Source organism: Pseudomonas syringae (assembly GCF_021606685.1).
GTDB lineage: Bacteria > Pseudomonadota > Gammaproteobacteria > Pseudomonadales > Pseudomonadaceae > Aquipseudomonas > Aquipseudomonas syringae_R.
In genome coordinates this window covers 1-18,560 of the sequence record NZ_WKCB01000100.1, presented here as the reverse complement: position 1 = coordinate 18,560, position 18,560 = coordinate 1, and the positions used below count along the sequence as shown (strand labels likewise).

The 18,560-nt window shown below is 61.8% G+C and carries 16 protein-coding genes; 4 read left to right on the top strand and 12 right to left on the bottom strand.

What is annotated here, in order from left to right:
* Nucleotides 1–330 precede the first annotated feature (330 nt).
* Genes GIW02_RS24620 through GIW02_RS24595 form a run of 6 tightly spaced genes read right to left on the bottom strand, consistent with a single transcriptional unit; the run spans nucleotide 331 to nucleotide 6,254 of the window.
* A complete protein-coding gene (locus tag GIW02_RS24620) occupies nucleotides 331–2,073 on the bottom strand; it encodes an ABC transporter substrate-binding protein (RefSeq protein WP_236418106.1) in 1,743 nt (580 codons plus the stop codon).
* A gap of 32 nt (nucleotides 2,074–2,105) precedes the next feature.
* Entirely contained in the window at nucleotides 2,106–2,378 is a 273-nt protein-coding gene (locus GIW02_RS24615) for a DUF2160 domain-containing protein (RefSeq protein WP_003232363.1), read from the bottom strand.
* Nucleotides 2,379–2,388: 10 nt separating this feature from the next.
* Nucleotides 2,389–3,189: a carbohydrate ABC transporter permease gene (locus GIW02_RS24610; protein ID WP_003174634.1), complete on the bottom strand. Its 801-nt coding sequence runs from the start codon at nucleotides 3,187–3,189 to the stop codon at nucleotides 2,389–2,391.
* A 10-nt stretch (nucleotides 3,190–3,199) separates the two neighbouring features.
* Nucleotides 3,200–4,066: a carbohydrate ABC transporter permease gene (locus GIW02_RS24605; RefSeq protein WP_017527241.1), complete on the bottom strand. Its 867-nt coding sequence runs from the start codon at nucleotides 4,064–4,066 to the stop codon at nucleotides 3,200–3,202.
* Nucleotides 4,063–5,160, bottom strand: coding sequence for an ABC transporter ATP-binding protein (locus tag GIW02_RS24600; RefSeq protein WP_236418107.1), 1,098 nt, complete (start codon nucleotides 5,158–5,160; stop codon nucleotides 4,063–4,065). Before GIW02_RS24600 ends, GIW02_RS24605 begins: the two co-directional genes overlap by 4 nt.
* Nucleotides 5,160–6,254: an ABC transporter ATP-binding protein gene (locus GIW02_RS24595; RefSeq protein WP_116629720.1), complete on the bottom strand. Its 1,095-nt coding sequence runs from the start codon at nucleotides 6,252–6,254 to the stop codon at nucleotides 5,160–5,162. Before GIW02_RS24595 ends, GIW02_RS24600 begins: the two co-directional genes overlap by 1 nt.
* A gap of 354 nt (nucleotides 6,255–6,608) precedes the next feature.
* On the opposite strand from GIW02_RS24595, the gene GIW02_RS24590 reads away from it, so the two are divergent.
* Nucleotides 6,609–8,426 carry a sigma-54-dependent Fis family transcriptional regulator gene (locus tag GIW02_RS24590; protein WP_236422139.1) on the top strand — a complete coding sequence of 606 codons (1,818 nt, stop codon included), beginning with the start codon at nucleotides 6,609–6,611 and terminating at the stop codon, nucleotides 8,424–8,426.
* Here GIW02_RS24590 and GIW02_RS24585 read toward each other — a convergent pair.
* From GIW02_RS24585 to GIW02_RS24575, 3 genes are all read right to left on the bottom strand, one after another.
* Nucleotides 8,423–9,355, bottom strand: a complete 933-nt coding sequence (locus tag GIW02_RS24585) for a FecR family protein (protein ID WP_236418508.1) — start codon at nucleotides 9,353–9,355, stop codon at nucleotides 8,423–8,425. The genes GIW02_RS24590 and GIW02_RS24585 overlap by 4 nt on opposite strands.
* The gene (locus GIW02_RS24580; protein WP_236418507.1) at nucleotides 9,352–9,894 is read right to left on the bottom strand and encodes a sigma-70 family RNA polymerase sigma factor; all 543 of its coding nucleotides are present in this window, start codon (nucleotides 9,892–9,894) and stop codon (nucleotides 9,352–9,354) included. Before GIW02_RS24580 ends, GIW02_RS24585 begins: the two co-directional genes overlap by 4 nt.
* Nucleotides 9,895–10,121: 227 nt before the next feature.
* Nucleotides 10,122–12,239 carry a TonB-dependent receptor domain-containing protein gene (locus tag GIW02_RS24575; protein ID WP_236418506.1) on the bottom strand — a complete coding sequence of 706 codons (2,118 nt, stop codon included), beginning with the start codon at nucleotides 12,237–12,239 and terminating at the stop codon, nucleotides 10,122–10,124.
* 246 nt (nucleotides 12,240–12,485) lie between these two features.
* On the opposite strand from GIW02_RS24575, the gene GIW02_RS24570 reads away from it, so the two are divergent.
* A complete protein-coding gene (locus GIW02_RS24570) occupies nucleotides 12,486–12,644 on the top strand; it encodes a hypothetical protein (RefSeq protein WP_236418504.1) in 159 nt (52 codons plus the stop codon).
* A gap of 5 nt (nucleotides 12,645–12,649) precedes the next feature.
* Nucleotides 12,650–13,276 carry an XRE family transcriptional regulator gene (locus GIW02_RS24565; RefSeq protein ID WP_236418503.1) on the top strand — a complete coding sequence of 209 codons (627 nt, stop codon included), beginning with the start codon at nucleotides 12,650–12,652 and terminating at the stop codon, nucleotides 13,274–13,276.
* Between the two features lie 57 nt (nucleotides 13,277–13,333).
* On the opposite strand, the gene GIW02_RS24560 is transcribed toward GIW02_RS24565, so the two are convergent.
* From GIW02_RS24560 to GIW02_RS24550, 3 genes are all read right to left on the bottom strand, one after another.
* Nucleotides 13,334–13,837 (bottom strand): hypothetical protein, encoded by a 504-nt coding sequence (locus GIW02_RS24560; protein WP_236418501.1) that lies wholly within the window; start codon nucleotides 13,835–13,837, stop codon nucleotides 13,334–13,336.
* A gap of 272 nt (nucleotides 13,838–14,109) precedes the next feature.
* Complete coding sequence (locus GIW02_RS24555; protein ID WP_236418500.1) at nucleotides 14,110–14,376, bottom strand: hypothetical protein; 267 nt, start codon at nucleotides 14,374–14,376, stop codon at nucleotides 14,110–14,112.
* Between the two features lie 134 nt (nucleotides 14,377–14,510).
* On the bottom strand, nucleotides 14,511–15,260 hold the full coding sequence (locus tag GIW02_RS24550) for a hypothetical protein (protein WP_236418499.1): 750 nt from the start codon (nucleotides 15,258–15,260) through the stop codon (nucleotides 14,511–14,513).
* A 623-nt stretch (nucleotides 15,261–15,883) separates the two neighbouring features.
* On the opposite strand from GIW02_RS24550, the gene GIW02_RS24545 reads away from it, so the two are divergent.
* A partial coding sequence (locus tag GIW02_RS24545) for a LuxR C-terminal-related transcriptional regulator (protein ID WP_236422137.1) occupies nucleotides 15,884–18,560 on the top strand: 2,677 nt, incomplete at its 3' end.

Sequence of the window (18,560 nt, the reverse complement as noted above, 5' to 3'; positions counted from 1 at the left end):
GCGCGTAGGTGGGGGTGCGGTGGGTGGGGGGCCCCGCTCCGCCCCCCAACGCGGGCAAGCCCGCTCGCCACAAAAGCAGTACGCGGTTATTTACGTGCTGCCTATCACTGCTGGAGCAGGTCGTTGTAGCCGACGTTCCAGGGCTAAATCCACACCCCCTGTGGCGAGCGGGCTTGCCCGCGTTGGGCTGCGCAGCGGCCCCGGTAGCGCTGAATGCGGTGTGTCGGTGGGTATTGGGGCCGCTTCGCGCCCCAACGCGGGCAAGCCCGCTCGCCACAAAAGCAGAACGGCACGCTGGCGTGCCGTTCTGTATTTGCCAACTCAACGCGATTATTTACGCGCGGCCTCCCACTGTTTGAGCAAGTCGTTGTAGCCCACGGTTTCGCCTTTGGGCTTCTCGTTGGCCAACTTAGGCTTAGGCGCGCCAGGCTGGTCGAACCAGTATTGCGCGTCACGCTCGGGGTTCATTTTCGGGCCGCACACCGGTTGCACCTTAGAGCGTTCCAGGCGCGTCATGATCGCGTCCTGCTCCTTGGCCAGGTTGTCCAGCGCCTGCTGCGGGGTTTTTTCGCCGCTGGCGGCGGCGGCAATGTTGCTCCACCACAGTTGCGCCAGGCGTGGGTAGTCCGGCACGTTGGTGCCGGTTGGCGACCATTCGGTGCGCGCCGGGCTGCGATAGAACTCCACCAAGCCACCGAGTTTGGGCGCCATGTCGGTCATGGCCTGTGAGTTGATATCCGACTCACGAATCGGCGTCAGGCCGACGATGGTTTTCTTCAGCGACACGGTTTTCGACGTCACGAACTGCGCGTACAGCCAGGCCGCGAGCTTCTGTTTCTCAGGCGTCGACTTGAGGAAGGTCCAGGAGCCTACGTCCTGATAGCCCTTCTTCATGCCCTTTTCCCAGTACGGCCCAACCGGCGACGGCGCCATGCGCCATTTTGGCGTGCCGTCGGCATTCACCACGGGCAGGCCCGGCTTGACCATGTCGGCGGTAAACGCGGTGTACCAGAAGATCTGCTGGGCGATGTTGCCTTGGGACGGCACCGGGCCGGATTCGGAGAAGGTCATGCCCGCCGCTTCCGGTGGCGCGTAGGCTTTCATCCAGTCCACGTATTTCTGGGTGGCGAACACGGCCGCCGGGCCGTTGGTGTCGCCGCCACGGGTGACGCTGGAGCCCACCGGGTGGCAGTCCTCCACGCGAATCCCCCACTCGTCCACCGGCAAGCCGTTGGGCAAGCCTTTGTCGCCACCGCCGGCCATGGAGAACCAGGCATCGGTGAAGCGCCAGCCCAGGGACGGGTCTTTCTTGCCGTAGTCCATGTGCCCGTAGATGCGCTTCCCGTCGATTTCCTTGACGTCTTCACTGAAGAACTTGGCGATGTCCTCATAGGCCGACCAGTTCACCGGCACGCCGAGGTCATAGCCGTATTTTTCCTTGAACTTGGCTTTCAGCTCCGGGCGCTCGAACCAGTCGGCGCGGAACCAGTAGAGGTTGGCGAACTGCTGGTCGGGCAACTGGTAGATCTTGCCGTCCGGCGCGGTGGTGAAGGAGATACCGATAAAGTCCTTGATATCCAGGGTCGGCGAGGTGAAGTCCTTGCCTTCATTGGCCATCAGGTCGGTAATGGATTCGGTCTTGCCATAGCGAAAGTGCGTACCGATCAAGTCGGAATCGTTGACCCAGCCGTCATAGATGTTCTTATCGGACTGCATCTGGGTTTGCAGCTTTTCCACCACGTCGCCTTCCTGCAGCAGGTCGTGAGTCAGCTTGATCCCGGTGATTTCGCTGAAGGCCTTGGCCAGCACCTTGGACTCGTACTCGTGGGTGGTGAGGGTTTCCGACACCACGTTGATCTTCATCCCACGGAACGGCTCCGATGCCTTGATAAACCACTTGAGTTCTTCAAGCTGCTGGTCGGCCGTGAGGGTGGATGGTTTGAACTCGCTGCCGATCCATTTTTTTGCGGCATCTTCATATGCATCGGCCCACGCCGAGGCGCTCAAACCGCTGAGGGCCAATACGGCGGCCAATGAAATGCTATGTCGCAGCTTATTGTTTTTATTCAACATAGAGACCTCCTGATTGTTTGTTCACAAGGGCACTAGCCCCAACGCATCACACTCAACAGCCATACCAGGGACAACGCGGACGCCACCCAGATGCTCCAGTCGGTAACGCCGATGACCAGCAAATGCAGGTAGGCGCTGCCGAGAAGACCGATAAACAAACGATCACCACGGGTGGTGCTGATCGGTAAAAAGCCACGCCGCGGGATGCTCGGCGAACGCAGTTCCCAGGTGGTCATGCCCGCCAGAATCAGCGCGATGCCGCCAAAGAACAGGGCGGTGGGGGTAGTCCAGGCCATCCATTCCATCATCGATTCCTCAGACCCGGCCGAGGGCAAAGCCCTTGGCCACATGGTTGCGAACAAACCAGATCACCAGCATGCCTGGGAGGATAGTCAACACCCCCGCCGCCGCCAGTACGCCCCAATCGATACCCGATGCCGACACCGTGCGCGTCATCACCGCCGCAATCGGCTTGGCGTTGACCGAGGTGAGCGTGCGCGCCAGCAACAGCTCGACCCAGGAGAACATGAAGCAGAAAAACGCCGTTACACCGATGCCGGAGCCGATCAGCGGGATAAAAATCTTCACGAAGAACTTGGGAAAACTATAGCCATCGATGTAGGCGGTTTCGTCGATCTCCTTGGGCACCCCGGACATGAAACCCTCTAGGATCCACACCGCCAGCGGCACGTTGAACAAGCAGTGCGCCAGGGCCACGGCGATGTGCGTGTCAAACAGGCCGATGGATGAGTACAGCTGAAAAAACGGCAGCAGAAACACCGCCGGTGGCGCCATGCGGTTGGTCAGCAGCCAGAAGAACAGGTGCTTGTCGCCGAGGAAACGGTAGCGCGAAAACGCGTAGGCCGCCGGCAGCGCCACGCTCAGGGAGATCACCGTGTTCAGGCTCACGTAGTACAGCGAGTTGAGGTAACCGGTGTACCAGCTCGGGTCGGTGAAGATCACCTTGTAGTTGGCCAGGGTGAAATCCTGCGGAAACAGCGTCAGCCCGCCGAGGATTTCGGTGTTGCTCTTGAAGGACATGTTCAGCAGCCAGTAGATCGGCACCAGCAGGAACAGGATGTAGATCAGCAGCGGAATAACCTTGCGCTTGCTCATGTTGGCGGCCTCAGCGGTTGGCGTCGGAGTGGGTCATGGCGGTGTAGAACAGCCAGGACACCAACAGGATGATCAGGAAGTACACCAGCGAAAACGCGGCCGCCGGGCCCAGGTCGAATTGGCCTACGGCCATCTGGGTCAGGGTCTGACTGAGGAACGTGGTGGCGTTACCCGGCCCGCCGCCGGTCAGTACGAAGGGCTCGGTGTAGATCATGAAGCTGTCCATAAAGCGCAGCATCACTGCAATCAGCAGCACGCTTTTCATCTTGGGCAACTGGATATGTCGGAACACCGCCCAGGCCGATGCGCGATCAATCCGCGCGGCCTGGTAGTACACATCCGGGATAGCCCGCAGGCCGGAGTAGCACAGCAGCGCCACCAGTGAGGTCCAGTGCCACACGTCCATCACCAGCACCGTGACCCAGGCGTCCATGGTGTTGGCCGCGTAGTTGTAGCTGATGCCCAATGCGTTAAGGCTGTAGCCCAGCAGGCCGATATCGGCGCGGCCGAAAATCTGCCAGATGGTGCCCACCACGTTCCACGGAATCAGCAGCGGAATCGCCAGCACGATCAGCACCAACGACGACCAGCGGCCCTTGGTCGGCATGGTCAGCGCGATGGCGATACCCAGAGGGATTTCGATCAGCAGCACGCAGGCCGAGTAGATGAACTGGCGCAGCAGCGAGTCGTGCAGACGCGGGTCGAGCAGCACTTGCTTGTACCAGTCGGCGCCGACGAAATAGCGGCTGGACTGGTCGAAAATATCCTGCACCGAGTAGTTGACCACGGTCATCATCGGGATCACCGCGCTGAACGCCACCAGCAGAAACACCGGCAACACCAGCCACCAGGCTTTGTTGTTCTGCACCTTGTTCATGGCAGCACCTCCAGCAGGTAATCGTCGGCGTAGACCATCAGCCACTGCGCGGGGAAGCTGATACAGGCCTTGCCCTCGGGCACCGGCTTGTCTTCGGCCAGGCGTATTTTCAGTGGGGCGCCGTCGAGGTTGAGGGTCATGATCTTGTAGGTGCCGAGGTCTTCGAGGTGTGTGACATCAGCTTGCAAAGCGTCAGGGTTGTACTCGTCCCATACGTGGATAAATTCCGGGCGGATGCCCACCTGCAATTTCTTGTAATCGGTACTGGCAATGCGTTGCTGCAGCGCCTCGGACAATGGCAGGTGGGTGCCGGCAAACCGCACACCGCCCGCCTCGGCCTGCACCTCGATCAGATTCATCCCAGGGCTGCCGATGAAATAGCCGACAAACGTATGGCTCGGCCGCTCGAACAACTCACGCGGCGTACCGAACTGCACGATCTGCCCGCCGTACATCACCGCGATTTTGTCGGCGAAGGTCGAGGCCTCAAGCTGGTCGTGGGTGACGTAGACCATGGTGATATTGAACTGCTCGTGGATCTGCTTGAGCTTGCGCCGCAGCTTCCACTTGAGGTGCGGGTCGATCACCGTCAGCGGCTCATCGAACAAAATCGCCGACACGTCATCACGCACCAGGCCACGGCCCATGGAGACTTTTTGTTTTTCATCGGCAGTGAGGTTGCGCGCCTTTTTGCTCAGCAGGTTTTGCAGGTCAAGAACCTCGGCAATTTCCTGCACTTTGCTGTGAATTTTCGCTTCGGCCATGCCCTGGTTACGCAGCGGGAACGCCAGGTTGTCGAACACCGTCATGGTGTCGTACACCACCGGGAACTGGAACACCTGGGCGATGTTGCGTTTTTCCGGTGTGAGGTCATTCACCACTTTGCTGTCGAACAGCACCTGGCCCTCGGACGGGCTGAGCAGACCGGAGATGATATTGAGCAAGGTCGACTTGCCGCAGCCGGAAGGCCCGAGCAAGGCGTAGGCACCGCCCTGCTCCCACACGTGGTTCATTTCCCGAATCGCGTAGTCTTCAGGGCCGCTCGGCGTAGGGCTGTAGCTGTGCGCCAGGTTCTGCAAATGGATCTCGGCCATCAGGCAACCCTCGCGACACGGCGCCCGGGGGCCTGGACCAACCGTCCCTGACCATCGAACACAAACAGTTTATGGGTAGGGATGTACACGCGAATCGGCGCATCGACGTCGTACTCGTGCACCCCCGGCAGGTGCAGCACCAGCAGGAAGTGCTCGCTGCGCACATGCAGAAAGGTTTCCGAGCCGCTGATTTCAGCGACTTCCACCGTGACCGCCAGCTCCAGGTCATCGTCGTTGCTCGGCACCAGGCTGATATGGCTGGGACGCACGCCAAAGCGGAATTCGCCTTCGCCAATCGGGCGCAAGTCGACGTTCAGCGGGAAGTGCACAAAGTTGGCGAAGCTCACTTCGTTGCCACTGATACGCCCCGGCATCAGGTTGATCGGCGGCTCGGAAAACAGCTCGGCAGCCAGCACCGTCTGCGGCTGGTGATACACCTCGGCGGCCTTGCCGCTCTGGATCACCCGGCCTTCATGGAGGATGGTGGTGGTGCCGCCCAGGGCCAGGGCCTCGTTGGGCTCAGTGGTGGCGTAAATGGCGATGGTATGGCGCGCCTTGAACAGCTCGCGCATTTCCTGACGCAGCTCTTCGCGCAGTTTGTAGTCCAGGTTTACCAGTGGCTCATCGAACAGGATCAATTCAGCGTCTTTCACCAGCGCCCGCGCCATGGCCGTGCGCTGCTGCTGGCCACCGGACAGCTCCAGCGGGTGGCGCTGCAGGAACTTCTCGATGCGCAGCATCCTGGCGGTTTCCAGCACCTTGCTCTGGATCACCTCGTTGGACACACCGGCCTGGCGCAACGGCGAGGCGATGTTCTCGAACACGGTCATGGTCGGGTAGTTGATGAACTGCTGATACACCATCGACACGTTGCGCAGGCGCACCGGTTTGTGGGTGACATCCACGCCGTTCATCAGGATGCGGCCGCTGTCGGGCTTGTCCAGACCGGCCATGAGGCGCATCAGGCTGGTCTTGCCGGAGAGTGTACGGCCGAGCAACACGTTGAAGGAACCGGCTTCGAAACGCAGGGTGGCATCGTCGATCCAGGTTTGGCCTTCGACAACGCGGGAGACATTTTCCAGGGTCAATGACATGACACGACCTTTTTATTATTGGAATGAATCTGGCCAGTCGACAGAGCGAGTTTCGTGCCAAAACGGTAGGTACTTGATCCACAAGGAAATGGGGTAAAGCTGATGTTCGGGAGTGAACAATCGGACTGAACAACTGAACAATCCGGGGGTTGACAATGAACAGTTCTGAACAACACTCTCATGCTCAACACAGGGCAAATGTGGGAGCGGGCTTGCTCGCGAATGCGCCGGGGCAGTCAATACCCATGTCGACTGGTCCACCGCATTCGCGAGCAAGCCCGCTCCCACATGTTGAACCGGTTTCTTCAGGTAGATTGTGCAAGACCCAATAACAATAAAAACGCAGGTCACCCCATGGCCGAACCACTGGCTCACGACACCCTTATCCAGGAATCCTGGCGCCGTTGCCGCGCCTTCGGCCTGGACCACCAGAGCACGCCCAGCTTCGACCAACTGCCTGCCGAGGGCATCAGCCAACTGCTGGAGAGCCAGCATTCGCTGGTGCAGACCACCCATCAGGAAGTACTGCCCTACTACGAAAACATCCTGAGCAATTCCAACTGTCTGATCATGCTGGCCGACAACCAGGGCCAGGTGCTGACCACATGGGGTACCCAGCGATTTATCGAGCCCACGCTGGCCCGTGGCTTCAGCGCCGGCGCCAGCTGGATGGAACGTGCCAGCGGCACCAATGCCATCGGCACCGCGCTGGCCTGTGCGCAGGCGGTGCACATCGAGCATGACGAACACTTTCTCAAGGCCAACCGCTTCATGACCGGCTCGGCGGCGCCGATTTTCGATGCCCAGCGCGAGATCATCGCGGTGCTGGATGTGTCCAGCGACAGCTACCTGCCGCCCTCCCACACCCTGGGCATGGTCAAGATGATGAGCCAGACCGTGGAAAACCGGCTGATCCTCAACCTGTTTCGCGGCGAACACTTCCAGCTGACCTTCAACACCGGCCTGAGCAACCTCGACAGCCAATGGGCCGGGCTGCTGATTTTCGATGAGAGCGGCCAGGTGCTCTCGGCCAACCGTCGGGCCGACAACCTGCTGGGCATCAGTTTGTCGCGGGTGATGATCGACAGTTTGTTCAAGGTGTCGCTGCTGGAGCTGCTCAACCAGCCGGAAGGCTTGCCGTTTTCGCTGCAGGCGGCGGGACGCAATCGCTTCCAGTGCTTGCTGAAACGGCCCAAGCAAATGCCGGTGCAGGCCCGCGTGTTCAGCGAGCCGGTCGCGCCAAAACCGACGGCGATCGGGCTGAAAACTCTGCACTTTGGCGATGCTCGCGTGGAAAAAGCCGTGCGCCAGGCCGAACGCCTGCTGGAAAAGGACATCCCGCTGCTGATTCACGGTGAAACCGGGGTGGGCAAGGAGGTGTTCGTCAAAGCCCTGCACCAGGCCAGCTCGCGCAGCCACCAGGCCTTTATCGCGGTGAACTGTGCGGCGATTCCGGCCGAGCTGGTGGAATCGGAACTGTTCGGCTACGAAAAAGGCGCGTTCACCGGCGCCAATCAAAAAGGCAGCATCGGCCTGATCCGCAAAGCCGACAAAGGCACGCTGTTTCTCGATGAAATCGGCGATATGCCGCTGCCGACTCAAGCGCGCCTGTTGCGGGTATTGCAGGAACGTTGCGTGCAACCCGTAGGCAGCAGCGACGTGTTCCCGGTGGATCTGCGCATCATCTCGGCCACCAACCGCGCCCTGCGCGAGCTGGTGCAGGCCGGGCGCTTTCGTGAGGACTTGTACTACCGCATCGGCGGCCTGACCCTGGAGTTACCGCCGTTGCGCGAGCGCAGTGACAAGCAGGCACTGTTCCAGCAGCTGTGGCAGCAGCACCGCGAACCGAGCCAATGGGCCGGGCTCAGCCCCGAGGTGCTCGCGCTGTTCGCGCAGCACCCGTGGCCGGGCAACCTGCGCCAGGTCAGCAGCGTGTTGCAAGTGGCGCTGGCGATGGCCGAAGAACAGCCGATCCGAGCAGAGCATCTGCCGGATGATTTCTTCGTGGATCTGAACGTGGCGCCACCCTTGCCCGCCAGCGAGTATCTGGACGACAACATCGACCTGACCCAGCGCCTGAAAGCAGCCGGCGGGAATATTTCGCACCTGGCGCGGGAGTTGGGGGTCAGCCGCAACACCCTGTACAAGCGCCTGCGCCAGCACGAGACCTAGCGCGGCTTGACCACCACCAGCAAGTCGGTGAAGTACTCCACCTGGATCGGCAGGTTATCCGCCAGGGCCGACAGCGCCGCCGCCGTGTCATCGAGTTTGAACACACCGGAAACGCGCAGGTTCTGCAGGGCCTGGGGGTCGAAGCGCACCAGGCCGTGGCGGTAGCTGGCCAGGGTTTGCAGCACCTCGCTCAGGGGTTGGTCGTCGACCTTGAGCAGGCCGCGCGTCCAGGCATCCGGGTCCGCATTGCCAATCGCCTGGGCCGGCGTGGCGTGGCCGTGGTCGAGAATGGCGCGTTGGCCCGCCGTCACGTTGACACCCGCGTCAGCGTCACCTTTGACGGCCACGGTGGACTCGATCACGGTGACCACGGTTGTCCCGTCCGGCGCGCGCTTGACCAGGTACCGTGTGCCCAGCGCCGTCGCCGTGCCTTGGTCGGTGCGGACCACGAACGGCCGTTGCGCGTCCTTGGCCACGTCAACCCACAGCTCGCCCTGGAGCAGCTCGATGACGCGCTGCTGGCCGTCGAATTTAACGTCGACCGCCGAGTTGCTGTTGAGCTGCAACTGGCTGCCATCGTCGAGGGCGATCTGGCGGCGCTCGCCGACGCTGGTGCGCTGGTCGGCCATCCACACCGGCAGGTGCTCAAGGCCCAGCCAGCCGCACAGCAATACGCCGAGTACACCGACTACCGGGGCTGTGCGCGAGCGCTGCGGGGCAAACGCGCGGTTCAGGGCAACCCGTGCAGGTTGCGCGGGCAAGGTATCCAGGCTGCCCCACAGCGAACGCATGCGCTCGATGGCCACGGCATGACGCGGGTCGGCCTCGCACCAGGCGTTGAAGGCACGGCGCTCGGCGTCGCTGACGTCTTCGTCGTGCAGGCGCGTCAGCCAATTTGCGGCTTGCTGGATGATCTGCTCGGAATTCACGACAGCGGGTCTGCCGCGTGCAGGCTGTGGTAGCAGTGCACCAATGCGCTGGAAATATAGTTTTTGACGCTGCTGGAAGACACGTCCAGGCGGGTGGCGATTTCGCTGTAGGTCAGCCCGTCGAGGCGGCTCAACAGGAACGCTTCGCGGGCCTTGGTCGGCAGCCCGGCAAGCATTTCGGCGATGCGCTCCAGGGCTTGCAGGGCCACATGGATGGCGGCCGGGTCGGGCATGCCGGCGTCTTCGCACTGGATCACCAAGGCTTCCATGTAGGCTTTTTCGATGCGCCGACGCCGGGCGCCATCGATCAACAGGCGCCCTGCCGTGGTCGCCAGGAAGGCCCGGGGTTCTTTGATATTTTGCGGCTCGGCCAGCATCAGCACGCGGATAAAGGCGTCGTGGGCCAGATCGGCGGCATGCTGGGAGCAACCGAGCTTTTTGCGCAGCCAGCCATGCAACCAGCCGTGGTGCTCGCTGTACATCGCCGTAAGGGTCTGCTGACGCACTGAATCGCCCAGCGCGGCCGGAATGTCATGCATGCGCAAAAGTATCTCAAATGGGAAATATTACCAATTGCGCAAACAATGCCAGTAAATCCACGCAGGGGCAAGGGTTCCCATTCTCTGAAAGCACCCCAGTGCACATGTGGGAGGGGGCTTGCCCCCGATGGCGGAGTGTCAGCACATAATTCTTTAACTGAACCACCGCTGTCGGGGGCAAGCCCCCTCCCACATTTGTATTGCTGCGCCTGGAAGCGTGCGTTCTCTCAGCGCCAGCTCCACGACACGCCGGTGTAGACGCCACGGCCATCTGCTGGCGTGGAGCGCGCCATATCCAGGCCTTTGTCGTCGTAGCCGGGGGTGACGGTGTTGGCGTAACGCCGGTTGGTGAGGTTGCGCAGGTCGACCCAGGCTTGCCAGTCCTGCTTGGGCGCGTTGTAGCCGAAGGTTGCGCCCAGGGTGGTGTAGGACGCGGCGTAGTAGGAATTGGCGTAGTCCACCGCCAGCCTCGATGAATACTCAGTGTTGAGGCTGGTGTAGAAACCCGTCGGAAGGCTGTAGCGCAGTTGCGCCTGGTAATAGTGCTTGGGGATGCCCGGCAAGGTGTTATCGCCGAAACGGTCGTCGTCGCGGTAGTGGAAATCGCTGAAGGTGTAGGCCTGGCGCACGTCGAGCTTGCCGCTGCGGCCGCCGTCCCATAGCGGGCTGAGCAGGCTCAGTTCGACACCTTGGTGCACGGTGGGGCTGGCGTTGGATTCGGCGATGATGGCATTGCTGGTCGAGGTCTGCGCCTGGGTTTCCACGCTGAGCAGTTCGTGGCGCACCTCGGAGCGGTACAGCGCCAGGTCCCACTGGCCGAGCCACGCCTCGCCCCGGCCGCCGATTTCCAGGGTGGTGGCGGTCTGGTTTTTCAGGCTCACTCCTTCTCGCTGCAAGCCCGTAGCCGGGCCGCTGCCTGGGCCGAAGTACTTGTTGGAACCCCAGATCATCGACCACGCATGCGGCGGTTCGACCGAGCGGCTCAGGTTGCCGTACACCTGCAATTGCGGGTTGAAGTCATAGCGCAGGCCGACGCGCGGCGCGTAATCCCAATCGTGCTGGCTAAGCGGCGCCTGGCCCTCGGGGTAGCTGACCTGGGTTTCGCGGCGCGTGTAAATCGCGGCCAGGCCAGTGGTCAGCCACAGGTCCGGCACCAGTTCCAGGTCGTTACCGATATGCAGCACGGTGTCGGAGCCGAGGTAGCTGTAGTCACGGGTCTTGGTGCCCGGTGCGTAGCTGGCCGTGTTGCCTGCGGGAATGCGCACGTATTCGGCCCCACCGTTGTTGGGCATCGCCTGAGTGGTGCGCAGGCCAAGGGTGGTTTTGCTGTCATGGCCGAACAGTGTGTCCTGGCGGATGTAATTCAGGGTGCTGCTGATGTCGGTGTAGGCGACCTTGAGACGGTTGGTGCCTTCGCGCAGGTCCATCGGGTAATCGTGATAGGCCAACCCGACTTCAAGGCGCGAGCTGTCGTCCAACTGCAGCGTGGTTTTGTTGGCGATCCAGGTAGAGCCCGGTTGCAGGCGCTTGGAGTCGCGGGCGGCGTTGAGGCTGTTGGCGGCACGCGGGTCGTGGCTGATCTGCGCGCGGGTGAGCTTGCCGGGGGTGTCGTTGGTGGTTTCTCGGTAACGGAAGTAAAAACGGGTTTCCAGGTCCGGGGTGAAGCGGTAACCAAAGTTCGCGGCAACGCCCTTGCCCGTGGCCGCACTCTGGCGCTGGTAGCCGTCGGATTCGGAGTCGGTGAGGCTGATGTAGTAGTCGGCATCGCCCAGCACCTGACCCGAACTGATTTCGCGCTGCGCATAGCCACGGCTGCCCGCTTCATAGCGCAACTGCAACTTTGGCGCGTCATAGCCGGTGCGGGTCACGTAGTTGACCGCGCCGCCCAGAGCCAGCGCGCCCTGATCAAAACCGTTGGCGCCGCGCAGCACCTCGACGCGGCTCAGCCACAGCGGGTCCTTGAGTTCGTAGGGCGTGCCGCCTGGTCCAGTCAGTGGCAGGCCATCGAACATCTCATACAGCCCCGAGCCATGGGAACCGGGGCTGCGGTTCAGGCCCGAGCCACGAATGGACAGCTTCACGCCTTCATTATTCGCGGCCTTGGCGTACACCCCGGCCTGGTACTTGAACACGTCTTCGTTGCTGCTCACGCGGCCCTGCTGCACGCTGTCCATGTCGATGTAATTGGTGGCGCCGGGCACGCTCTTGAGCTGCGCCTGGGCCACTTCACCGGCGCTGGCCTCGCTGCTGGTGACTTCTACCGGGGCCAATTGCAGGCCTTCGGCGTGTACCAGCGAGCTTAAAGTCAGGGCAGCAAACAGGAACGGAGGTTGACGCAGCAGCATGGGGCGGGTCCTTGGAATTCGGGGGCACACCAGGCTGGGCTGGCGCACGAACAGTGATGGGAAGACAGGCGCACCCGCCAGGTCACGCCTTATTAACGGATCAGCGCTTGGCCACAACAGGGTGGGAGTGGATTTATTGCTAAGTCCGAAATCGAATTACCACATGCAAACTCAGTATTTAAAGAAATAACCGACACGCATTACTGTGGAGCCACTGAGTCATCCACGCCCCACGAGACTGCCCCCATGCAAACATCCGCCACCGTCATCGACTTCACGCTCCACCGCAAACGCCGTCAGGCGCGAGCAGCGGCCGAGTTGATGTGGGCGATGTACGCCGCGCGTGCCGGGCTTGCGGTATTTACCGCACAGGCGGCTGCGTCCAGCGATACTCGCCGGGCGTAAGGCCGATGAACTTCCTTCACGTGCTGCCTGAACCACCCGAACCTTTGCCCAAGCCAACCACCGACGACGACGTGATCAGCCTGTGCGTCGCGCACAACCTGCAACGCCTGCGCAGCAAACGGCACTTGTCACTCGATGGCCTGGCGCGCGCCTGCGGCGTGAGCCGCGCGATGCTCGCGCAGATCGAATCCGGGCGCAGCGTGCCGTCGATCAAAGTGCTGTGCAAAATTGCCAAGGGCTTGAAGGTGTCGGTCGCAGCGTTCCTGGAGGACCGCGCATTTGAAGGGGTGGAGGTGTTGCCGGCACACCAGAGCAAGCGCCTGGTGAGTGCCGATGGTGCGTTTATCAGCCGCGCGTTATTCCCCTACGACACGGCACGCCAATCCGAATTCTACGAGATCCGCCTGCGCGCCTTGGGCGAGGAAGTCTCCGCAGGCCACGGCCCGGGTATCCAGGAAAACCTGGTGGTGGCCCAAGGTGTACTGGAAGTCAGCGTCAACGAGGAACGCTACCTGCTTTCCACCGGTGATTCGATCCTGTTCTACGCCGACCAGCCCCACCGCTACCGCAACCCGGCGGACAGCGAGGCGGTGGCTTTCCTGGTAATCACCTACCCCGAACGGCTGGATTAATTCGCGCGAAAAAAAACGCCCCGAATGATCGGGGCGTTTTTGCGGGTGCGCGACCTGTCAGCAGGTGCAGCACATCATCGGCATGCCGTTGCAGCTCATCATCATGGGCATGGCGCAGTCGTTCATCAGTTTGTTCATGAGCATGCAGCAGTTGGTCATCATGGCCATGCTCATGCCTGGCATCGGCATCATTTTGCACTGCATGCCGTCAGCCTGCATCGTGCATTCCATCACGCATTTCATCATCGGCATCTGCATGCCCATCATCGGCATCATCTGCATGTTCATGCCCGACATCATGGCCATGGCGTCAGCCGACATGCACATCATCGACATGTTGGCGCACTGCATCATCATCGGCATGCCGCAGTTCATCATCATCGACATCATTTCGGCGTTGGTCTTGAACTGAGCCATGTCCATACCAGCGGCCGGCTTCATGGTGCACATCATGGCGTCGCCGGCCATTTCGCATTTCATGGTGGCCATCATCATCGGCATGCCCATCATCGGCATCATTGGCATCGAGGTGTTCATCGGCATCTGCATTGCATTCATCATGTTCGAAACTCCGTAATCGACAGGAAATGGCTAAGTTCTGGCGCCGATTCTAGAGACGCCAGGCCGCCGCGCAAGACGGCGACACAGCAGCAGGAATGGATGTTCGCAACCAAGCTTAGTCGATCAAAACAGCCTTGCCGGCTGTTATAGCGGTTTTACCGTCGTTACTGCACCCCTCCCGTCTGCTGTGTGCAACCCAGTGACGTCATGGATATTCGATTGTGGAATGGCATCCAACCGTAAGGAAATAATCGGTCTAACGAAGGCGGCTATCAGCCAGGCTGTTCCAGCGCACGCATCAGCTCTTCCGCCTCCGAGCCTGGAGGAAACCTGAACCCATACATTTCATCAGCAGCAAGAATTTCATGCAGAGCCACCAGCAACTGCGCCTCGGTCGGCGATTCGCGCAGCAGTTTGTGCGCGGGCAGTAGCAGCTCGGCAGCAACCGCCTGGGCGCTCGCCGCATCGATTACCGCGAAGAGGATAAAGCGCAGGCGTATTTCGCGGTCTGTCGGCCACAGCGTTTTTCGCTTACCCAAGGTCAGGCCTCACTTTTCCGGAAAAGGCCGAGGCTATTGCGCACAGGGGGGTGTTTCAAGCATCGGAATGCAGGATAGGCCGTTTCCTACACGCGAAACCGAAACCGCGTACCGACCAACCGGGATCGGCAGCGCTACTGCACCGGCAGGAAATTCATCAGCAGCAGGCTTTGCGCGTAATTGAGCCCGATACGCCGATAGCGCTCATCGAGCATCTGGGTCAGCAGGTCGAGGCGCGCGACGATCTTGCCGAACTCGACGGCGAAACTGAGGTTGCTGCCCTCCTCCGAAATTTCGTTGGAAAACAGCAGCAACACGCCATTCGCGTCCTGGCGTTTGCTGAGCAGCCACGTGGCCTTTTCGATATTGCGCGCGGCATTGCTGACGAACTGCGGGTCGATCGAGTCGGTCATGTAGAACTCGGTACGCCCACCGTGGGCCGTCACCAGCATGCTGCCGATGGCATAGATGAATGCGCCGACACGGTCGCCCTTGAACTCCGGGCTCAAGGAATAACTCAGGGCCGCCAGGTCACGACGATCGCCCAGGGCAGGCAGGGATCGGCGCTGTTCGATCGCCTGGCGAATCTCGCGCGCGGCGGTTATCGCATCCGGGTAGCCCGACTGACGCCATTGGTTGGGGTTGCGCAGGTAGAGCTTGTTCATCAGCAGGTACAGGCTCTGCAGGTTGTCGCGCATGCCCAGGGTCGCCATGCGATCGACACTGGTCTGGAAGAACTCATCGGGCTTGCCGTTGCTGAACTGCTTGGCGATGTCGCGCCCCTGTTGCTGGGTACAACCGCCAGCACAGAGCATCAGCATGGCGGCCAGCACCAGTGGCCGACACAGGCCTCGAGGGTTGAATACAAGTAACGTGCGATCCATCGGCACCCAGTCTGATTCTGTTGCCCACGCGGGGGATCGGCGGGGCTGCGACAAAGATAGATTGGAGAAATGAAAAAAAGTGCAATGGGCCCAGGCAGATAGTTGTCAGGGGCGCCCGCCGGGCAGTTTCAAACGGGCATTCGCGAAGAATCCACTTCAAGACCTATACTGAAAATGACAGTGGCCTGTGCGTATGGAAATCCAGGCCGCTGCGTGTGCCTGAAACGCTCTGGCGCGGCCTTGCCGCTCACCCATGGCACTCTCACAACCAGCAGCTGTACAGGAGGTCGGCGGCGATGAAGCATCCCATTCGAGCACAAGTGATTGTCCAACTGATTTGCCTGCTGTCGGTAGCTCAACTCTTCTGCTGAAGGCTGAAGCGCCGCTTTCGATGTCAGCTGCGCGTGCGGCGTCGGGCGCTTTCGCGCTGCAAAATGCACACTCGGGAAGTTTCGGAAAACTCCTGCAAGGGGAGTAGGAAGGGGACCATAAGCTGCTCTGCACCTATGTGATGAGACTAAGGCCAACGCCTCAGTGACCTTATGGCAGGCGATATGCCCCGCAGCGACCAAACATCCCGTAACTCAACGGCTCAGCATGACCCGGCATTAGCTGATAAAGCCTTGGGTTCCTCTGCCTCGGTACTCGCCGCCGTGACTCACGCCCCCTCGCACGATTTACTCCAGACCCAGCCCCACAGCTGGCGCAGTATCGGCAAGCTGACGCCACCGCTGACCTTGATGATGTCTCTGCCTCGCCAGCACCTGCTGGCCTCGTTGAATACCCGGATCCAAGGCCCCCTGGTGTTGGTGGTCGCGCCGCCCGGCTACGGCAAGACCACCCTGCTGATGCAATGGCGCCACGAACTGCTGCAAGCCTCCCCCGCAGCGACCGTGGCCTGGCTCTCCCTGGACAAGGCCGATGAAGAGCCCAACCGCTTCCTCGCCTACCTGATCCTGGCACTTGACCATGCCGGCCTCGACCTCGGGCCTCTGCGCCAATTGGCCGAGTCGCAATCGCTGGACCCTCAACCCCAGCGCACCCTCACCGCGCTGCTGCACGCCCTGGCCCGGGAAAACCGCCCCGTCACCCTCTTACTGGATGATTACTCCAGTACGCCCAACGAGCCCGTGGACCAGTTGGTTCAAGCGCTGCTGGAACAGGCCGCTCCCTGGCTGCAGTGGGTCGTGGCCAGTCGTGCGCGCCCCAGGTGGCCACTGGCACGCTGGAAAACCCTGGGGTGGGTGCACGAAGTGTCGGCACAGGACCTGACCCTCTGCGTGCACGAAACGCGCGGCATACTCGGCCCCGAGCTTTCAGACGAAGACCTGCAACACCTGCACGACACAACGGAAGGCTGGGTGGTCGCCGTCCAACTGGCCCGACTGTGGCGCAGCAGCGGCAGCGGGTCGTTGCATGACCTCAAGGAGTTCTCCGGGCGCGTCACTGATATGGCCGCTTATCTGACCGAACAAGTGGTGGAGCGGCTGCCGCCGGACTGCCAGGCCTTTCTGCTCGACACAGCCTTGCTGGAGCGGTTCGACGCACGCTTCGCCGATGCCGTACGCGGGTGCGGCGATACCGCGCAACTGCTCGCACAATTGCGCCACCTCGACGCCCTGTTGGTGCCGCTGGACAGCGGTCGCAAGTGGTTCCGTCACCACCGCCTGCTGCGCGACTTCCTGATGACGCGCATCGACACCTCAAACGCCCGGCGTATCCATCGCGCCGCCGCGCAGTGGCTGGCGCAGGAAAAAGACTGGGCGCAGGCTGTCAGCCATGCCCTGCGTGCCGGGGATACACGCCTGGCCACCGACCTGGTGGTGCGTGCCGGCGGCTGGGAAACGGTGCTGCACCACGGCATCCGCTACACCCAGAGCCTGCTGCGACAATTCGACGAGCCGACCCGACGCCGTGAACCCGACCTGTTGCTGTTGCAGGCGTATCTGCATGCCAAGCTCGGCGACCACGCCATGGCCGACCACCTGCTGCAACTGGCCCAGGGCCTCATCCACGGTGACAGGCGCCTCACCCGCGACTTCCATGTTATCCAGACCTTGGCGAATGCTTATGTGGACCGCTTTGAGGCGTGCGATGCGCCAGCCTTCGACCCCCAGCAGTTGCAGGGCGACGAGGTGATGGCCCTGGCAACGCTAGCGTGCGTGCAGGCGTTGAATGCGATTGCCCGTGGCGACCTGGCCCTGGCGCTGAATAAAGTGCGTGGCGCGCATATCAAGATGCGTTCGATCGACAGCCCACGTGGCGAAAACTACTGCCGCGTGCACGAGGCACAGGCACTCGCCCTGTCCGGCCATATTGATCACGCAAGTCGAATGGTCGATGAAACCCTGGCGATTACCCTCGCTCGGTTTGGCTGTGAAAGCTCGATGAAGGCGCTGGTGGGCTGCCTCAAGGCGCAGCATCTGTATTGGCAAGGCGCCTGGACCGACACCACGCCCTGGGTGCGAGACGGCTGGGCCTCCATCGAGCATACCGATGGCTGGCTGGATATCGCCGCGGTCACCGCCGAAGTGGCATGGCGCACAGCCCTGCGTAATCAGGGCTTGCACGCGGCCCTGCGCGAGCTGGAACAGGTCGACGAACTGGCGACGGCACGCCAATGGCAACGGCTGAACCAACTGGTCAAGGCCTGGCGCGTCGACCTGCTGCTGCAATGCGGTTCGTCCGCCCAGGCGCGCCAGGCGGCCGACGTCGCAGGCCTTGAGCGCGTGGCAGCCAACCTCGACGATTGGCGCAACCACGAGGCGGCAACCCTTGCGCTGGCAAGGCTGGAGCTGACCACGGGGCATTCGGCCGCCGCCTTGAATCGCCTGCAACAGGCCGGCACACGGTTGCGGGACAGAGGCTTGATGCTGCCCAGTTGGCGCCTGCAATTGCTCGGTCTGGCGGCCTACAGCAAAGGCCAACTCAGGGTCGAGCCGGCGGTGCTGGCGGCGACCCTCACGCAGGTTTCACCCCAGGCCCTGCCGGGCCTGCTGCTGGAAGTCGGCCCGTGCCTGCTGCCCGCCCTTGAAGCGTGCCCGGAAACCTTCCCGGGCCAGGCCGCGCTGCTGACCCGGCTACGCGGCTGGCGCGCCCATCCGGTGCGCGCACGGCTGCCCTTCAGCGCCAAGGAAACCCAGATCCTGGCCCTGCTCGCCAACGGCCAGCCGAACAAGACGATTGCCCAGGCGCTGGATATCTCGGAGAACACCGTCAAATTCCATCTCAAGCACGTATTCGCCAAGCTGTCGGTGGACAATCGCACGGCCGCCATCAGCGCCGCCTTGCGCCTTGGCG